The 17,565-nt window shown below is 40.4% G+C and carries 13 protein-coding genes; 6 read left to right on the plus strand and 7 right to left on the minus strand.

Annotated features, from left to right (window positions below; genetic code table 11):
• Window positions 1-28: 28 nt before the first annotated feature.
• On the plus strand, window positions 29-1,060 hold the full coding sequence (gene ruvB / locus O0V13_RS02995) for a Holliday junction branch migration DNA helicase RuvB (protein WP_268033504.1): 1,032 nt from the start codon (window positions 29-31) through the stop codon (window positions 1,058-1,060).
• 557 nt (window positions 1,061-1,617) lie between these two features.
• On the opposite strand, the gene pgl is transcribed toward ruvB, so the two are convergent.
• Together pgl and zwf are read right to left on the minus strand one after the other, a co-directional pair.
• Complete coding sequence (pgl, locus tag O0V13_RS03000) at window positions 1,618-2,328, minus strand: 6-phosphogluconolactonase (protein ID WP_268033505.1); 711 nt, start codon at window positions 2,326-2,328, stop codon at window positions 1,618-1,620.
• Between the two features lie 27 nt (window positions 2,329-2,355).
• Window positions 2,356-3,888, minus strand: a complete 1,533-nt coding sequence (zwf, locus tag O0V13_RS03005; protein WP_268033506.1) for a glucose-6-phosphate dehydrogenase — start codon at window positions 3,886-3,888, stop codon at window positions 2,356-2,358.
• A gap of 196 nt (window positions 3,889-4,084) precedes the next feature.
• Here zwf and gndA point away from each other — a divergent pair, with 196 nt between their 5' ends.
• Window positions 4,085-5,497, plus strand: a complete 1,413-nt coding sequence (gene gndA / locus O0V13_RS03010; protein WP_268033507.1) for an NADP-dependent phosphogluconate dehydrogenase — start codon at window positions 4,085-4,087, stop codon at window positions 5,495-5,497.
• A gap of 65 nt (window positions 5,498-5,562) precedes the next feature.
• On the opposite strand, the gene O0V13_RS03015 is transcribed toward gndA, so the two are convergent.
• Both O0V13_RS03015 and O0V13_RS03020 read right to left on the minus strand, forming a co-directional pair.
• Window positions 5,563-6,066, minus strand: coding sequence for a hypothetical protein (locus tag O0V13_RS03015; protein WP_268033508.1), 504 nt, complete (start codon window positions 6,064-6,066; stop codon window positions 5,563-5,565).
• Window positions 6,067-6,207: 141 nt separating this feature from the next.
• Complete coding sequence (locus O0V13_RS03020; RefSeq protein WP_268033509.1) at window positions 6,208-6,771, minus strand: TIGR00730 family Rossman fold protein; 564 nt, start codon at window positions 6,769-6,771, stop codon at window positions 6,208-6,210.
• Window positions 6,772-6,871: 100 nt separating this feature from the next.
• Here O0V13_RS03020 and O0V13_RS03025 point away from each other — a divergent pair, with 100 nt between their 5' ends.
• The 4 genes from O0V13_RS03025 to secDF all read left to right on the plus strand — a co-directional run bounded on the left by O0V13_RS03025 (window position 6,872) and on the right by secDF (window position 11,560).
• On the plus strand, window positions 6,872-7,453 hold the full coding sequence (locus tag O0V13_RS03025) for a non-canonical purine NTP diphosphatase (protein WP_268033510.1): 582 nt from the start codon (window positions 6,872-6,874) through the stop codon (window positions 7,451-7,453).
• 33 nt (window positions 7,454-7,486) lie between these two features.
• On the plus strand, window positions 7,487-8,107 hold the full coding sequence (udk, locus tag O0V13_RS03030) for a uridine kinase (RefSeq protein WP_073571616.1): 621 nt from the start codon (window positions 7,487-7,489) through the stop codon (window positions 8,105-8,107).
• A 55-nt stretch (window positions 8,108-8,162) separates the two neighbouring features.
• Window positions 8,163-8,507 carry a hypothetical protein gene (locus O0V13_RS03035; protein WP_268033511.1) on the plus strand — a complete coding sequence of 115 codons (345 nt, stop codon included), beginning with the start codon at window positions 8,163-8,165 and terminating at the stop codon, window positions 8,505-8,507.
• A gap of 92 nt (window positions 8,508-8,599) precedes the next feature.
• Window positions 8,600-11,560: a protein translocase subunit SecDF gene (secDF, locus tag O0V13_RS03040; protein WP_268033512.1), complete on the plus strand. Its 2,961-nt coding sequence runs from the start codon at window positions 8,600-8,602 to the stop codon at window positions 11,558-11,560.
• An 83-nt stretch (window positions 11,561-11,643) separates the two neighbouring features.
• On the opposite strand, the gene O0V13_RS03045 is transcribed toward secDF, so the two are convergent.
• The 3 genes from O0V13_RS03045 to O0V13_RS03055 all read right to left on the minus strand — a co-directional run bounded on the left by O0V13_RS03045 (window position 11,644) and on the right by O0V13_RS03055 (window position 17,556).
• Window positions 11,644-13,311, minus strand: a complete 1,668-nt coding sequence (locus O0V13_RS03045; protein WP_268033513.1) for a PQQ-dependent sugar dehydrogenase — start codon at window positions 13,309-13,311, stop codon at window positions 11,644-11,646.
• A 97-nt stretch (window positions 13,312-13,408) separates the two neighbouring features.
• Window positions 13,409-17,371, minus strand: a complete 3,963-nt coding sequence (locus O0V13_RS03050; RefSeq protein WP_268033514.1) for an eCIS core domain-containing protein — start codon at window positions 17,369-17,371, stop codon at window positions 13,409-13,411.
• 5 nt (window positions 17,372-17,376) lie between these two features.
• The gene (locus O0V13_RS03055) at window positions 17,377-17,556 is read right to left on the minus strand and encodes a hypothetical protein (protein ID WP_073571622.1); all 180 of its coding nucleotides are present in this window, start codon (window positions 17,554-17,556) and stop codon (window positions 17,377-17,379) included.
• Between the last annotated feature and the right edge of the window lie 9 nt (window positions 17,557-17,565).

Below are 17,565 nucleotides of genomic sequence, written 5' to 3' on the forward strand. Positions count from 1 at the left end.
TTCTATATTTGTAGGCTAAGAAGAATCCATGAGAGAAGACTATTTGCAGGGAGATGAAGACCATTTGAGCCCGAAAGACCGGGAGTTCGAAAGAGCACTTCGTCCATTGAGTTTTGAAGATTTTACAGGTCAGGCAAAAATCGTCGAGAATTTGCGTGTATTTGTATTGGCCGCCAAAAGGAGAAATGAACCTTTGGATCATGTCCTGCTGCATGGCCCTCCGGGATTGGGCAAAACTACCTTGAGTCATATCATCGCCAATGAGCTTCAGGCAGGAATCAAGATTACCTCTGGGCCTGTTCTGGATAAGCCCTCAGATTTAGCAGGTTTGTTGACTAATTTGGAGGAAGGTGATGTACTTTTTATTGATGAGATCCACCGATTGAACCCTATTGTGGAGGAGTATTTGTATTCTGCGATGGAGGATTTCAGAATCGATATCATGTTGGATTCCGGGCCAAATGCCCGCTCAGTTCAGATTTCTTTGAGTCCATTTACTTTGATTGGAGCGACTACCCGATCAGGATTACTGACATCTCCTTTGAGAGCAAGATTTGGGATCAATTCCAGATTGGAATATTACGATGCTAAGCTTTTGACAGATATCGTTTCTCGCTCTTCAGGGATTTTGGAAACTCCAATTGAAGAAGTTGCTGCTTATGAAATCGCCAGAAGGAGCCGTGGAACTCCTCGTATCGCAAATATGCTTTTGAGAAGAACCAGAGATTTTGCAGAAGTCAAAGGAGACGGAACTATCACTTTGGATATCGCCAAAATAGCTTTGAATGCACTTGATGTGGATGAAAATGGGCTGGATGATATGGATAACCGAATCCTGACGACCATCATTGAGAAATTCAAAGGTGGGCCAGTTGGTTTGGGAACAATAGCCACTGCATGTGGTGAAGAAGCTGAAACTATCGAGGAAGTTTATGAACCCTTTTTGATTCAAGAAGGCTATATGAAAAGAACTGCCAGAGGTCGAGTTGCCACGGAGTTGGCATATAAACATTTGAATATCAAGCCTAACTCTGGAACTGGCACTTTGTTTGATACTTAATTTGTCTTAACTTTTAGTTAGAATTCTGAAAACAGGTATAGTATGAGTGTTTCAAGTTTAAAATCCGAGATAATAGAAAGGGTTTCTTCTTTGAATGATAAAAAATTGTTGGAAGAAATTAAGTAGTATATTGATTTTGAAATTGAGACAAAATCAATATATAAGCTTTCTCAAGAAGAAAAAGGCTTCAATTCAAAAAGGTCTTGAGAATATTAAAAACGGGAATGTTTTTACCAATGATCATGCTGAAAAGATGCTTAATCAATGGTTAGAAAAATAGAATGGACCTATTCATCAATTCAAGATAGGTTTCAAATTTTTATTTTTTGGAAGAATCATAATAAGTCGATTCCTATAGTAAGAAGCTTGATAGACTATTTTTAAAATCCGCTGAACTCCTTTCAAAATATCCAGAAATTGGGATAAAAACTGATTTTGCAGGAGTAAGAGTGGTTAAAGTATTTAAAATTTTTTATTCATTTACAGATAAAAAAATCCAGATAATAAAAGTTTGGGATCTTGTCTAGGATCCCAAACTATTCAATGTCAAATAATTATCAAATTAATTCAGCCGCATCTTTATCCATAAACCAGATCAGTTTTCCACTGGCTGGATTAACCATGCTTGCAGGATAAGAATTGAATTCTCCCTCTCTTTTGATGACTTCTCGAACTTTGTCCTTTTTGCTCGCTCCTGTCACCAAAAATGCTACTTCCTCGGCTTGATTAATAATACGTCCGGTGATTGTCACTCTTTTTTGTCCTGAATCAGGATGAGTCGCAACTTTGCAGTTTCTGGAAGAGTCCCATAGATAAATGGAATTTGGGAAAATAGATGCGGTATGTCCGTCATCACCCATTCCCAATATCACCAAATCGAATTGAGGGATTCCTTTTTCGAGTGGAAGGGTGTTTTCTAGGACTTCTCCATATCGAACAGCCTCCTCCTCAGGATCGTTTTCTCCTAAAACTCTGAAAACATTCTCCTCAGGGATGGAAATCTTAGAAAGCAGATGATCCACAGTCATTTTGAAGTTACTCTCTGGATCTGTAGGAGCAACGCATCTTTCATCTCCCCAATAGAAATAGATTTTACTCCAATCGATTTCCGATCCGAAATTTTCCGCCAAATAGTCGAAAACTATTTTCGGGGTGCTTCCACCAGACAATGCCACGTGAAGTTTCTCCTTGGTTTTAGCCAATTGGGCAAAGTATTCCGAAAAAGTTTTAGCTACTTCCTGCTTGTTTTCCAAGACTTGGATTTCCATGATAAGGTGTTTTTATTTTTTAATCGATTAACACAAAACGCAGAATCCGGACTCATCTGTCAAAAGATCTCCTGGATTTCTCCATCCAAAGCTATCTTCGATCAAATCATCTGAATTTCTAGGCCCCCAAGTTCCTACAGCATAGCCATAGGTGTTGACAGCCGGATGATTTTCCCAACAGTTCAGAATAGGATCTACAAATCTCCAAGCAGCTTCCACTTCATCTGCACGGGCATAAAGCGTGGTATCGCCTTGCATTGCATCCAAAAGCAATCTTTCGTAGGCATCCATTACTTGAGCAGAATCCAAATCAGAATAGTAGAAATCCATATTTGCCTGCTCCACATGGAAGCCCAGACCTGGCACTTTCACACCGAATTTCAGCAAGATCCCTTCGTCCGGTTGGATTCTGATGATCAATTTATTGTCTTTTCTATAGACATCCTGACTCTTGAAAACCTCGTGATGTGGAGTTTTAAAGTGAATGACGATTTCAGTCACTTTGGTAGGCATCGCTTTTCCAGTTCTCACATAGAAAGGCACATCCTTCCATCTCCAGTTGTCTACAAAGAACTTGATTGCAGCAAAAGTCTCAGTTGTAGATTCTGGATTTACACCTGATTCTTCTCGGTAGCCTTTTACTTTTTTCCCATTGATGGTTGAGCTTACATATTGGCCTCGAAGCGTATTTTTGATGATGGTCTCTTCATCCTTCATGATTCTAATTGACTTCAAAGCTTTCACTTTTTCATCGCGAATCTCTTCAGGGTCAGCGCTAATTGGCGGCTCCATTACGATCAAGGATACTATCTGAAGGAGGTGACTTTGGAACATGTCACGGAAAGCACCTGATTTATCATAATAACCACCACGTTGCTCCACTCCTACGGTTTCAGCATTCGTGATTTCGATATGATGGATGTATCGGCGATTCCAAAGTGGTTCAAAAATCGAGTTGGAGAATCGGGTTACTAATAGGTTTTGGACTGTTTCCTTACCTAGGTAGTGATCAATTCTATAAACTTGCTCTTCGTGAAAATAAGTGTGAAGACCTTGATTCAATTCCTTTGCAGACTTCAAATCATACCCGAACGGTTTCTCCACGATAATTCTTTTCCACCCTCCATTTTCCTGAGTCAATCCCTGATCATGAAGATTTTTGGCGATGGTTTCATATAAGCTAGGCGGTGTAGAAAGGTAAAAAATTAGATTACCCCCAGTTCCGTGACCCTTATCTAGCTCATTAATTCTTTTAGCAAGTTTTTCGTAGCTAGTATCGTAAGCAGTTCCTAAATCTTCATAGAAAAGCTTATCGGCAAATTTCTGAATGAATTCAGGATCTTCTTTAGCTATTTTATCTTTTAAAAATTCACTTTCTAAAACGACTTTAGATCTGAATTCTTCGCTGTCCATATTGCTACGGCTTACCCCTAAAACCACAAAATTTTCAGGTAAATGGTTTCCTTTATAGAGGTTGTAGATTGCAGGAATCAGTTTTCTGGCCGTCAAATCACCCGAAGCTCCAAAAATGATTAGCATTTGGTTTTGGGTCTTTTTCATGAAGTCAGTAGAGTTAATAGGGAGTAGTCCAGAAAATCATTTTTGGACTGGTTATGAATACTTTTTTGGAAAAAAGCGCGCATGCTCCGCAGGATGAGTTAATTTTGAATTTGAAGCCGTAAAAATAGGGCTTATTTATTTTAAACTCGCGCAACAAAAAAAGAATGCTACAGGAAATTGTAGCTAGAATAAGATCATGGAGCAAAAAGATTTCGATTTTGGATTGGTTGGTCTGGGAGTCATGGGCCGAAATTTCATTTTAAACGTCGCTGACAATAAGTTTAAGGCATTCGGATATGATTTAGACCCTGAAAAAGTTTCAGCATTGATTGAAGAAGGAGGAAATCCTGATCAAGTAAATGCGACCTCAGATTTGAGCACTTTTGTAGGAGCTTTGTCTACTCCAAGAAAAATTATGCTTTTGGTGCCTGCAGGTAAAATCGTAGACCAAGTGATCGAAAGTTTGTTACCGCATTTGGACCAAGGAGATATTATCATCGACGGTGGAAACTCATTCTACACGGATACGGATCGCAGAGAAGCCTATTTGAAAGACAAAGGCTTGCACTTTTTTGGATCAGGTGTTTCCGGTGGTGCAAAAGGAGCTAGAAGAGGTCCGAGTATCATGCCAGGCGGAGACAAAGAAGCATATGAGCATGTAAGACCAATTTTTGAAGCTGTTGCTGCAAAATATAAAGGGGAGCCTTGTGTAGCTTATTTGGGGCCTAAGTCTGCCGGTAACTATGTGAAGATGGTTCACAATGGAATCGAATATGCCATGATGCAATTGACATCTGAGATTTATGATTTGTTGAAAAAATCAGCTGATTTAAGCAATGATGAATTGCATGAAGTTTTTTCTACTTGGAATCAGGGGCGTCTTCAGTCGTTTTTGGTGGAAATCACCTCTGAGATTTTCCTTCAAAAAGATGATTTGACAGATGCACGCTTAGTCGATATGATTTTGGACAAGGCAAAGCAAAAAGGAACTGGGAAATGGACATCTCAAAACGCAATGGATTTAGGTATTCCTGTACCGACCATCGATATGGCGGTCAGTATGCGTGAGATCTCCGCCTTGAAAGATGAGCGAGTAAAGGCTGACGAATTGTACGATAGACCTGCTGTTCAGCATATTGAAAAGGCAGAATTGATTGAATTGGCTGAAAAGGCATTGTATTTCTCTTTTATCCTTTCTTATGCTCAAGGCTTGAATCAATTGGCAGAGGCATCTAAAGAATATGGCTATGAATTGAATATGTCTCAAATCGCTAAAATTTGGAGAGCTGGTTGTATTATAAGAGCTGGTCTGTTGGCAGATATCGCTGATGCCTTTGAAGCAAATCCAGGTTTGACAAATCTTTTATTGGCACCATCATTTGTAAACCAAGTACAGAAAACTCTTCCAGCTGTACGTGAAACAGTGGCTTTTGCAGCGAAAAGTGGTGTTCCTGTTCCGGGATTATTCTCAGCTTTGAGTTATTTCGATGCCTTTACTTCAAGTAAGTTGCCATTGAATCTGATCCAGGCACAAAGAGATCATTTTGGTTCACACACTTACGAAAGAATTGACAGAGAAGGTATTTTCCACACTGAGTGGGGAGCTTGAGAAGTTTGCAGGGATCAGTCTCAGTAAGCAGAAAAAAAGGAAGTCAAAAATTTGGCTTCCTTTTTTTATCCGACTTTCAGTTTGAGTTCTCCTTGTCTTTTGACAACCTTGAGATCAAAGTACTGATTGATAAATGCTTTGCAGTGATTTTCGGACCATTCAGCCCTAGATTCGGTATCGAATAAAATGGTCATTCTAAGCATGGTCTTTACGTATTGCTCATGCTGACCCAAATCCTGAATATATCTAATGAAGTTTTTTTCCCACTCTTCTTTGAATTTATCAAAGTGAGATCTTCCATCAAATAATAATTCCAATTGATTGTCTCCATGTTTGTAGCGATACACACCACAAAGTTGGCGATAGATCATTCGGATTCTTTCAACCGGGTATTCATTGGTGTCCAAGATCTTAGCGTAAGTTTCATCCATCAATTGCAATGGGTTGTACAAAAAAGTATAAGATCGCTTCAGCTCATAAACCATTTGTTCCAAAAGCTCTTCTTCCATAACAAACTGAGCTTGTCTTAGAATGTAGTTTTTGTCTAATGGAAAGAGTTTTTCGATCATCTTGGATTTTTCTAATCCACAAAAATAGGGAATTCTTTTATAAGAGAATGGATCTTTAGGGATTTTAAGAATTGAATTGAAATATTCAAAATTGGAAGATTATTGTACCCTTTTCGTATTTCTCAATTCAAAATTCAGATTTCACCAATCCGCCGGCCTCTTTGCTTGATAGGCTGCCATTTGATCCAATAATTCCACCGGATCATCCGAAACAATCAGCAACTCCTCTTGCTCCGGGTAAAGAAATCCTTCCTCCATAGCATGATTCAGAAAGTCAATCAATTTGTCATAATAGCCATTGACATTATAAAGTGCCAAAGGCTTTTGGATATAGTGAAGTTGATTGAGAGTCATGATTTCAAAAAGCTCCTCCAAAGTACCGATCCCTCCAGGCATAGCGATAAATCCATCTCCTCTTTCAGCCATCAGCCATTTTCTGTCTCTCATGGTCTCTACCACAATCAATTCAGTGCAACCCGTATGAGCCACTTCTCGGTCTACCAGCTTTTGAGGAATGATACCCAACACCTCTTTTCCTGCTGATAATAATTCATCCGCAATGATGCCCATTAGCCCAACTCTTCCTGCGCCATAGACCAAAGAATGATCCCGTTTGATCATTTCTTGAGCCAATGCTCTCACTCCTGATTCATACACCGATGAATTTCCCGTTCTAGAGCCACAATAGACAGTGATTTTTTTCATGAGGATTGTTTTTTTTTCCTTTACTCGAAATTAGTGGTTTGATGCTATTCCCCAAAATTTGAAAATTACCAAGGCTTTAAATTTTAACTATTTTTGAATCATGAAAATTTGCTTTGCTACCAACAACAAGAAGAAAATAGAAGAGGTGAAGGCTGCTTTGGGTACAGAGTTCCAAATCGTTTCTCTTGAGGAAATCGGTTGCCATGAAGAACTGCCTGAGACTGGTGATACTTTGGAATTCAATGCATTTCAAAAGGCCCGACATGTCAAAGATCATTATGGTGTGGATTGTTTTGCCGATGATACCGGGCTTGAAGTCGAGGCTTTGGATGGAGCACCTGGAGTTTATTCTGGTAGATATGCTGGGGAGCCAAGATCGGATGAAAGAAATATTGACAAATTACTCGAAAGCTTGACAGGCAAGGAAAATCGTCAAGCGAGATTTCGTACAGTGATAGCTCTCATTTTGGAAGGAAAGGAATACCAGTTTGATGGAATAGCTAAAGGTGAGATTTTAAGTCAAAGAGTTGGTGAAAAAGGGTTTGGTTATGATCCTGTTTTCAGACCAGAAGGCTATGAATTGACTTTTGCCGAAATCAGTTTAGAGGACAAAAACAAAATTTCCCATCGTGGAAAGGCCGTTAAGGCACTGGTAGAATTTCTTCGCCAAAGAAAATTCTGAAAAACGCCAAAAAAAGATTTTAACTTTGTGCCCATGCAAAAACCTTTCATCGTCGGTATTACAGGCGGGTCCGCCTCTGGGAAAACTTTATTTTTGGAGCGACTTCTGAGCACCTTTGAGCCTGGTGAGGTTTGCTTGATCTCTCAGGACAACTATTATAAGCCTAGACATATGCAGCCTGTCGATGCTCAAGGTGTCCATAATTTTGACACTCCGCATAGCATTGATTTTGAAGCCTATGCGGCAGATATTCGAAAAATTCAAGCAGGGGAAACTGTTGAGCGAGAGGAATATACATTTAATAATGCCTCCAAAAAGCCAAAAATGCTAACTTTCAACTCTGCTCCAGTGGTGGTTGTGGAGGGTATTTTTGTTTTATACTATCCAGAGTTGGCGGATCTATTGGATTTGAAAATTTTTATTGACGCGAAAGACCATATCAAGCTTAAAAGAAGAATCATTAGAGACAAAGTAGAAAGAGGGTATGATCTGGATGATGTTCTTTATCGATATGAGATGCATGTGATGCCAACCTATGAAAAGTACATTGAGCCATTCAAAAGTGATGCGGACCTGATCGTTCCAAACAATCATGATTTTGATAAGGCACTTGATGTTGTACGATCTTATTTGCGCTCAAAATCAGGTAAATAGGAAAAAATACATCTAAAACAGCTTGAGTTTCAAATATTGGCTATATTTGCGGCGCATGAGTTCCAAGAAATCAAATAGCAAATTAATCCAACAGCGCATTGCGGTGATGCTGGCGTTATTGCTATGCTTCTTTATTTCTTCGGTAGAATACTCATCATTTGAAGAGACTGTTCAAACTGAGCAACACAGCGATTCTGATCAAAATCAGACATTCCTAAATGTAGCTGTAGATGCAGTAGTGCCATTTGCAGTGCATGTTTCTCATTCAGTTTTCTACTTAATTTATGAAATCATCAGTTTCGAGCCTACTTCATTTGTAGCCGAAATGATTTCTTTTCCCCAGCCCAATCAACTGGGGGAAATACTTTTTGAGCGGATTATATCCACCAAAGGACCCTAATATCACTTTTTTTCCTGCCTATTAATATAGCAAGCTGCGCTGCAGTTATGCCTTCACGTGTATTCTCAATAATAATTTAATATCTAATTCCTATGCAAAACAAAGGAGTCATTGTGTTTTTGACGGTGGTAATCACGGCCTTGTGTCTGTATTACTTGTCATTCACATTTGTATCTAATGGCATTCAGCAAAAAGCGACAACTTATGCGACGGATGCTTCTGGCAATGTTGATTTTGGCCAGAGAAGAGCTTATCTAGATTCCATCTGGAGAGAGCCAGTTTACAATTTCCTAGGTGCTGATTTTACCTATCAGGAAATCAAAGAAACCGAATTGGGCCTTGGTCTTGACCTTCAAGGTGGTATGCATGTGACGTTGGAAGTTTCCCCAGTGGAAATCGTCAAAGGACTTGCTGGTAACCCAAAAGATGCCGGTTTCAATAAAGCTGTTGATGAAGCTAAAGAAGCTTCCAAAACCTCAACTGATAAGTTTGTAAATCTATTCTATTCTGCTTGGCAGGCGAATAACTCTGGTAAAAACCTAAGTAGCATCTTCGCTACCGCGGCTAACAGAGGTAGAATCTCTTTGGAATCCTCTGATTCTGAAATTTTAGATATTATCGATACAGAAGTTGAAAATGCGATAGATCGTTCTTTCAACATTTTGAGAACTCGTATTGACCGATTTGGTACTTCTCAGCCAAATATTCAGAGAATTCAAGGTTCTGGTAGAATTCAGATCGAGTTGCCAGGTGTGGATAACCAAGAGCGTGTAAGAAACTTGCTTCAAGGTGTTGCAAAACTTCAATTCTGGGAGGTTGCTGAAGTAAATGAATTGGGTGGTGGTCTTGAGGCAATCAACTCAGCTTGGGTTTCTTCAAATAAGAATACTTCTGCTTCTACTGAAGAAACAGAAGCTACAGAAGAACTTTCTACTGAAGATTCTTTAAGAAATGCTTTGGAAGAGCAATTGGCGGAAATTGATCCGTTGAATCCAAGCAATGACGTTTCTCCTATTTTCAGCCTTTTGTATCCAAACTACGGATTGGCTTATGAGGTGAGAGACACAATGATCATCAACAGAATCCTTAAGAATCCTGATTACAGTGCACTTTTGCCTCGTGATATCAAATTGCTTTGGGGGGTAAAACCATTCACTCCTGAAGGTACTTCTGATGAAGTGTTGGAATTGTATGCTATCAAAGCTCCAAGAGGAACGAATGAAGCACCTTTGGAAGGTGATGTAGTAACAGATGCTCGACAAACTTTGGATCAGACTTCAAGACCTGCAGTATCTATGCAAATGAATGCTGAAGGTGCTAGAAAATGGAGAACTTTGACCGCAGCGAACATCGGACGTAGAATCGCTGTCGTATTGGATGACTACGTTTATACTGCTCCAGTTGTAAATGGTGAAATTCCTTCAGGTCAGTCTGAGATTGCTGGTAACTTCACACTTCAGGAAGCTCAAGATTTGGCTAATATCTTGAAGTCTGGTTCTCTTCCAGCCCCAACTCAAATCGTAGAAGAAAGCATCATTGGTCCAACTTTGGGTAAAGAAGCACAAAGCCAGGGTATCATTTCTATGGTGGCTGGTTTGGTAATCGTAGTTGTATTTATGGTTGCTTATTATGCTAAAGGCGGATTGGTTGCTATCTCTGCATTGGTATTCAACATCTTCTTCATCTTGGGTATTTTGGCCCAGTTGGGAGCTGCATTGACCTTGCCTGGTATCGCTGGTATTGTACTGACGATTGGTATGTCGATTGATGCGAACGTATTGATCTTTGAGCGTATTAAAGAAGAACTTCGAAATGGTGCCGGCCTAATGGCTGCAATCAACGCAGGTTACAACAAGGCATTCTCAGCAATTCTTGACTCCAACGTAACTACCTTCTTGACTGGTGCGATTCTTTATGCATTAGGTCAAGGTCCTGTAAAGGGATTTGCGATCGTATTGATGATCGGTATTGCATCCTCTTTCTTCTCCGCAGTATTCATCACGAGAGTGATTGTTTCTTGGATGAGCAAGAAAGGTGACAATAGCTCAATCAGTTTTGCTACTCCATTTGCGAAAAATGCACTTACTGGAATCAACTTTGATTTCTTGAGCAAGCGTAAAGTTGCTTATTTGATTTCTACAGGTATCATCGTAGTTGGTTTGGCTATCGCAGCTATCAATGGATTGAAATTCGGTGTTGACTTCACTGGTGGTAGATCTTACATCGTAGCATTCGAGCAACCTGTTGTTCCTTCTGACTTGAAAGTAGGTTTGGATTCTGAATTTGACGGATCTGTGGAGGTGAAAACTTACGGTGCAAACAATGTATTGAAAGTGACTACCTCTTACCTAATCAATGAAGATGACGATGCTTCCAATAAAGAAGTAGAAGAGAAAGTAAAAGAAGGTATCACCAACGTGACAGGAATGACTTTCACGGAGGATGCTGAAAATTTGGGTGCAAATCAATTTGCGATCACTGGTTCTTCTAAAGTAGGAGCGACTGTTGCAGATGATATCAAAGCTTCTTCTGCTGAGGCAATGATCGCTGCATTGATCGCTATCTTCCTTTACATCTTGGTAAGATTCCGTAAGTGGCAGTTCTCTCTTGCTTCTATCATTGCATTGATTCACGATACTTTGTTCGTAATTGCTGCATTTGCAATTGCTAGTGCATTTGGAGCTACTTTCGAAATCGATCAGGTATTTATCGCGGCGGTATTGACGGTGATTGGTTACTCAATCAACGATACTGTGATTGTATTTGACCGTATTCGTGAAAACATTGAAAATAGAGGTACAGGTAAATTGGTGAAGGTATTCAACGATGCGATCAACCAAACTTTGGGACGTACCTTGATTACTTCATTTACTACCTTGATCGTAATCATCGTATTGCTCTTGTTTGGTGGTGAAGTATTGAGAGGTTTCTCTTTCGCCCTATTTATCGGTGTGGTTGTAGGTACTTATTCATCAGTGTACATTGCTACTCCTATTGTAGTGGATTTGATGAAGAAAGAGCTTGACAACGAGAAAGAAAAGCAAAAAGCTTAAGACAAACTTGATAATAAAAAAGAAGGCCAATCCATTACGGGTTGGCCTTCTTTTTTGGTATTTATCTTAGAAAAACTCTTAAATCAGGGAGTTTTAATTTTATAAACTTTCCCATCAAACTTGGTCATCAAATATAGCTGACCTGTTTTGTCTTGACCGAATTTCAGATCAACCCTTTTACAATCGCAAAGCTCTTTGGTAGTCATTTCTTTGCCATTATAGATGACTTTCCACGATTCTACTTTTGGCTGATCTCCTTTCAAATCACTGATATACAATTTCCCGCCCGGTACATCTCCAAATAGGAAGTTGCCCTTTAATTCTCCTGAAGGGATAAAGTATCCTGCAATAATTGCGTTAAGCTCATCATGATCCAGTTGGATCAAAGGATAAGTGGCTCCTAAATCAGCATCATTACCTGGCAATGGGAAAAGATCACTCATATTGCCATATGGGTTAATCAAAAATGTACCTTCACGCTGCGGCCAGCCATAGAATTTTCCTGGCTCAATTTTATTCAATTCTTCGATGTTGTGATGGCCGATTTCCGATGCTAAAAGCTGTCCATCAGGACTCCAAAAGACTCTGTTTGGGTTTCTGAAACCATAGGCAAAAACTTCACCTGCTTTGTTCGGATCACTTGCAAAAGGATTCGATGTTGGAATACCATACTTGCCATTTTTACTGTTTGTTCCACTTGGATCTATTCTTAAAATGCTGCTCCAAGGAAGTCTTCCTTGATGATCTGGAATAAATGCATAACCATTTTCCGCACTTCCGCCATCTCCGATTCCCACATACAAAAGCCCATAATCTTCATCTCCTTCCTTAGAATGTGGATTGAAAGCCAATTCTTGTACTCCATGAATTTGGGTCGGAACGTCTATTCTGAAAAATTCTCTTCCTTCTCCGATATAGGGAGTTCCTTTTGGATTATCTGTTTTCCATTCTGTCAACACCCATTGCATCTTGACAGGGATACTGTCTGCATAAGCAAAATCTGCAGGAGCCGTTCCTCCAGGTACAGTATGAGAAGTATAAAGTATTCCGTTATTCACGAAATCAGGGTGAAAGGCCCAACTTCCAAAGCCTGTGGCAAGTCCGGGCTTAGATACCATTTCTGGTCTAAGTTTTTTGAGATTGAGGTATTCAACTGGCTTTCCATTGATGATTTCATACATCACTCCATGTTGATCTTGAAGAAAAGTTCTTCTTGAAACTGGTTCGGATTCTAGTTTGGTGATTTTCGCAAGAGGGGTGATAGAGTCGGTAGGGGGTACTTGAAAGAAAAACTCCAATTCCATCCGAATTCCAGAATCGGCTACAGAATCCGGGATGGGATTTTCAATTTTATCAGCACTTTGCTCTACGACTATTTTCTCATAGGTATGTAGGTAGCTGAGAATTTGATCCAAATGTTCATCTCCTAAATTTGGGAAGGCGGGCATATAGGTTTTGTATGCAGCAAATGTGGATTTTGCTCTTTCATCGCCAGATTCTATGACCTGTGTCGGGTTTTTGATGAACGTTTTGACCCATTCGGAAGTCATTTCATGAGTGACTCCACTTAGATTAGGTCCGATAGCATTTTGGGTAAAATTGTGGCAGGCTGCGCAATTTTGCTCAAAAAGAGACTTGCCTGCTGTGATTTGTTCCTGGTCTGTGGAAATGTCCCAGCCTGGATTTTTTTCTCCGGAACAGGCCGCAAAAAGGGCTAAGGCAGGAAGAAAAAATTTGACAGAATTTTTCATACTAGCTAATTAATCGATTTTCTGAATCGATCAAAATCAAATGCTATTGGAATTCAATGAAAATGCGGAATTGATTTCGGTTGAAAATACAAACCAACTATGACCTCAATCTTGCCATAGGCTCATCTCGTAACTTCTCAACTGTTGTGGTTCCAATTCCAGGTGCAGCTTCTAATTCTGAATAACTATTGATTCGTTTAGAGGCCTTATTTTCTCTATAATTGACTATGGCTTCTGCTCTAGTTTGACCAATTCCTTTAATGCGCTGAATTGCTCTTACATCTGAGGTATTCAGGTTTACCATATAATTCAATCTTCCAGTACCAAATCCAGGGATCGAAGATTTTGCATGAGAAATTGATGGCGGGATGTCCCAATTTGTTGGTTGTGAGGTGGCTGGAGTCCAATTGTTATTTTTGTATTCTAATTCTGTCAGTGAAAAATTTAGGCTTTGTGCTACATATTGATCTGGATCCGAATAAATGCTGTTATCCAAGTTTTTCGAATATTCTACCTCAACTTCATATTTGACCACTTTTCCTTCATCTAGAATATGTTGTTTAGCAAACCTTTCGAATTTACTGTTCATTTCAGAATTGGTTTGTTTTGCTATTGGTGTCAAATTCCAAGAGACATTTCCCGGACCATGCAATTTGTGATTTAGTAAATGTCCTTCAACTATGTAGTTAGGATAGTTTTGTTTCAGAAGAGCTCCTAGGCCTGTAGTATAGGTAGGCTGGCTACCGGCAAGTCCTCCAGGATCCAAACTCAAAGGAGAAACAACTACATGCTTACCCATTTCCATTCCTGCCCCAGTGACTTTTTGATTTGTTACAAGAACAGTTCTAGGGATCGGAGGACCTCCAATATTATTTAGTATAGCTACAATTTTTTCAAATTCTCTCATGATAATTTGACCTTTTTCCACTCCTTGACCTTCTCGGTTTTGATCGATGGTGCTGGCTGAAGTTTGTAGTTCCGCTACTTTGTCATCTGGAATTGTTTTCCCATTCCATGATTTTGAAGCAATAATTTGTTGGATTGTTTTTGGATCTGCACTAGCAATAATAAGCCTAGCTTGTGGGTCAGGGCTTTCGAAATAAGCCTCGTGTTTTTCTCCATTTGGAAGGGTGAATTCTTTCTTCATTCCAAGCCAACCCATTACAGTGTCAACTGCATTCCTTCCTGCCTGAAGAATCGCTCCCCCTACGGATAAAGCTCGGTCGATAAGCCAATCAATCGCCTCATTTACTTTATCACGAAGACCACCAATCATTTCGGCTATTCGAGTTCCTAAGCCTCGTAGCCCAACTTGATTTGCTAAAAAGCCAATAGCAACAGGTACAGCTCTAGCCAGTGCTCCTTCCAAGAAGTTGGCTGCCTCGGCTATCGTTCCCCTCGCAATGTTTGCTACCCCCGCCACAAAGGAATTGACGATTTCAAGCATCTCACGAAGCTTCTCGATAAAGGACTGAACTGCTCGGTAGAAGGCAATGAAACTGTTGACTACGGCCATGATACCTGTCGGGTCGAGCATAGAAAGTAAACGAACTGTAATCTGCTCTATAATTCGGGTCATGATCCAACTTTGAACTTGTTCCAGAACCATATTCCAGAGATTGCTCATTTGCTCTTGGATGTATTCCCAAATCGCAATCGGTCCACGTTCCCAAACGTCTTTGATAAAGGTCCAGATACCTGTTAAAGTATCTATAGCTCCACGGATTTGCTCCACTCGTTCCGGTCCTATTTTCAAAGCAAGTCTCTCCCAGACATTGTCCATGGAGATTCCTAAAACATCTAAGACAAATCCCAAAATGGACTGGAAGCTTAAATCTGCAGGTGGATTGATTCCCGCTGAAGCCAGTTCCCCAAATAGCCAATCTCTCAATCCTCCTAACAAATGGGTGACGATATTATCAAAGAACTGAACGAACCCTTGTTTAACTGCTCTAAGAAGATTTTTCAAGAATCCGATTGGGTCGCGCTTGATATCCTCAAATGCTGATCGGGCATTGGCAATGATTTGCTGAACAGTCTCTATTGGGAAATTCATCACCACCAAGAGGACTTCTACAATGATCTTGACGATAGTGACTATAAAGGCAAAAAGTCTCTGTATCGGATCTGCTAGAGTTTGGACAATCCTTACAAAAGCATCTATTGGATGGAAAACATCCTCAATGGTGAAGCTGTTCCAAAGGTCTAGGAAGAGTCCAGTGATATAAGCCCAAGAGAAATTCAGAGTTGCAACTGCCGCATCGATCCTACTTACCGTTTGTTCAATCGCTCCGGTTTCTTTCATTTGCTGGAATTGCTCCTCACCACCAGGCATCAAACCCATAAACCCACGGATAATATTTTCAGTGTTACGAGGTACTTCTTCTTCAGTAAATGGATCTTTTCCTAATAAAACCGTGACTAAATGATAGCCTTGTTGCTCCCTTGCATAGGCTGAAATCTGTGCCAAAAGAGCGTTTTTGATAAACTCTAAAACCTTGGTAGCTACATTTTCAGCGAATGTGAAAACTCGTTGGGTAAATGGAGCAAATATGGCAACAGTTCTGGTAAATGCTGCTGGAGGATCCCGTAAGTCATCTAGAGAAAATGCATTCCAAGCTTGATCAAACAATGATTTTACTTCCTCGAAACTGAAATTAAGAGCAGCTAATTCGGCATCAATCCAATCAGCCGTTTCTTGGATTGTTCCCTCTGCTTGCATTCTTTCCAGCTCCTGTTCTTTGCCAATTAGAAGAAGGAATGCTTCTATTTTTTCTGCTGTGGTAGAGTTGACTTCCTCGCCTGTCAGAGGATCATGACCGAGCAATTGGACCAGTAATGGATAGCCTGGGAAAGAATCTGCCAAAGCCTTGAGGGCTGTCATCAACGCTTCCTTAATCAACTCAAAGACCTTGTCTTTGACTCGCGCTGCAAAAGTTTCTATGTCTCGATAAAGCTGGCCAAAAGTTCTGTCCAGAACCTCCATATTCGCATCCCAGCCAGATAATAGACTGACTTCATCCCAAGCCTGTTCAAGAACTCTTTCAATCCTTCCGGTACTTAGATCCAAGGAATCCATTTGATCCTGAACCCAAGTGAGAGCATCCTGAATAATTCCCAATTCTTGGAGTTTGTTGAAAAGGAGAGTTCCAAAAATTGGAATCAATCCCATCAACCCACCGATGAGATTTACTGCATTTCGCTCTACACTTCTTCCAGCTAATGGATCATATCCAACGACTACACAGAGTAAGCTGTAACCTGGGATATAAGATGCAAATTCTGATAGACCCTCTCGAACCGCCCAAGGTAGTCTTTGGACTCCTTCTGCTCCGTCTGAAATGTTTTCAGAAGGAGACCTTCGAACTGCACTGTCTTGTTGGACGACATGCGTCAACTCATGTGCTAACAAATGCTTTCCTTTGGAGGATTCAGGACTATATTTCCCTTCATTGAAATAGACATCAGATCCATGGGTAAAAGCTTGGGCTCCCAATACATTACTCATGGATGTGGCTTGTGGTCCTGTATGGATTTTCACCCCGGAGAAATCTGCTCCGATTTTCTTACCCATCTCGGATTGGACTGCAGGAGACATGGGGCTTCCTCCTCCCGTACCACCTTGAATTTGTGTGGAAACAGAGGCAGGGACCTCGCCATTTCCTCCCATCATTTGAAGAGATTCTTCTTCTTCTACACCTTTGAGTTGAACAGTTTCCTCCTCCTCTTCTTTCAATTGAAGTTCCTCTTCCTCTTCCAGACTCAGGGAAATCATGGAGATACCAGCTGAAAGCGGCATCATTTGTACCGATTCCTCTTCTTCAGATTTAGGTTGGACGGCTTCTTCTTCCTCCTCTAATTGGACTCCACCGGCACTCCCAGTCATTATCGGAGTTTGTGGAGTGCTTGGCATCATCATTACCTGGTCAGCAATTGAATCCGCCTCTTTTTCATATTTATCGCCTGTTTTCCCGACTTTGAGGGAAGGTTGGATTACAGCAGCTCCAGCCCCGAACAGGCGGGATTTGGGTGGGTCTATTTTTTTTGCTGCTGCTCCCATGGATATTATTTTTTAAGAGGAGTCATTGCTTCTCCTGGCTCTTCAGTTTTCATCCCTTGGCGTTCTTTTTCCACAGGACTCATTTTTTCCTTTTCATTTTCTACTGCCTTTTCTTTGTCAACCATGATGACAACTGGTTCTTTTTCAGGTTCCTGCTCAGGTTTTTTTCGGACTTTTCGTTTCATTTCTCCCTC

The sequence above is a fragment of the Algoriphagus sp. PAP.12 genome (genome assembly GCF_026652115.1).
Lineage (GTDB): Bacteria > Bacteroidota > Bacteroidia > Cytophagales > Cyclobacteriaceae > Algoriphagus.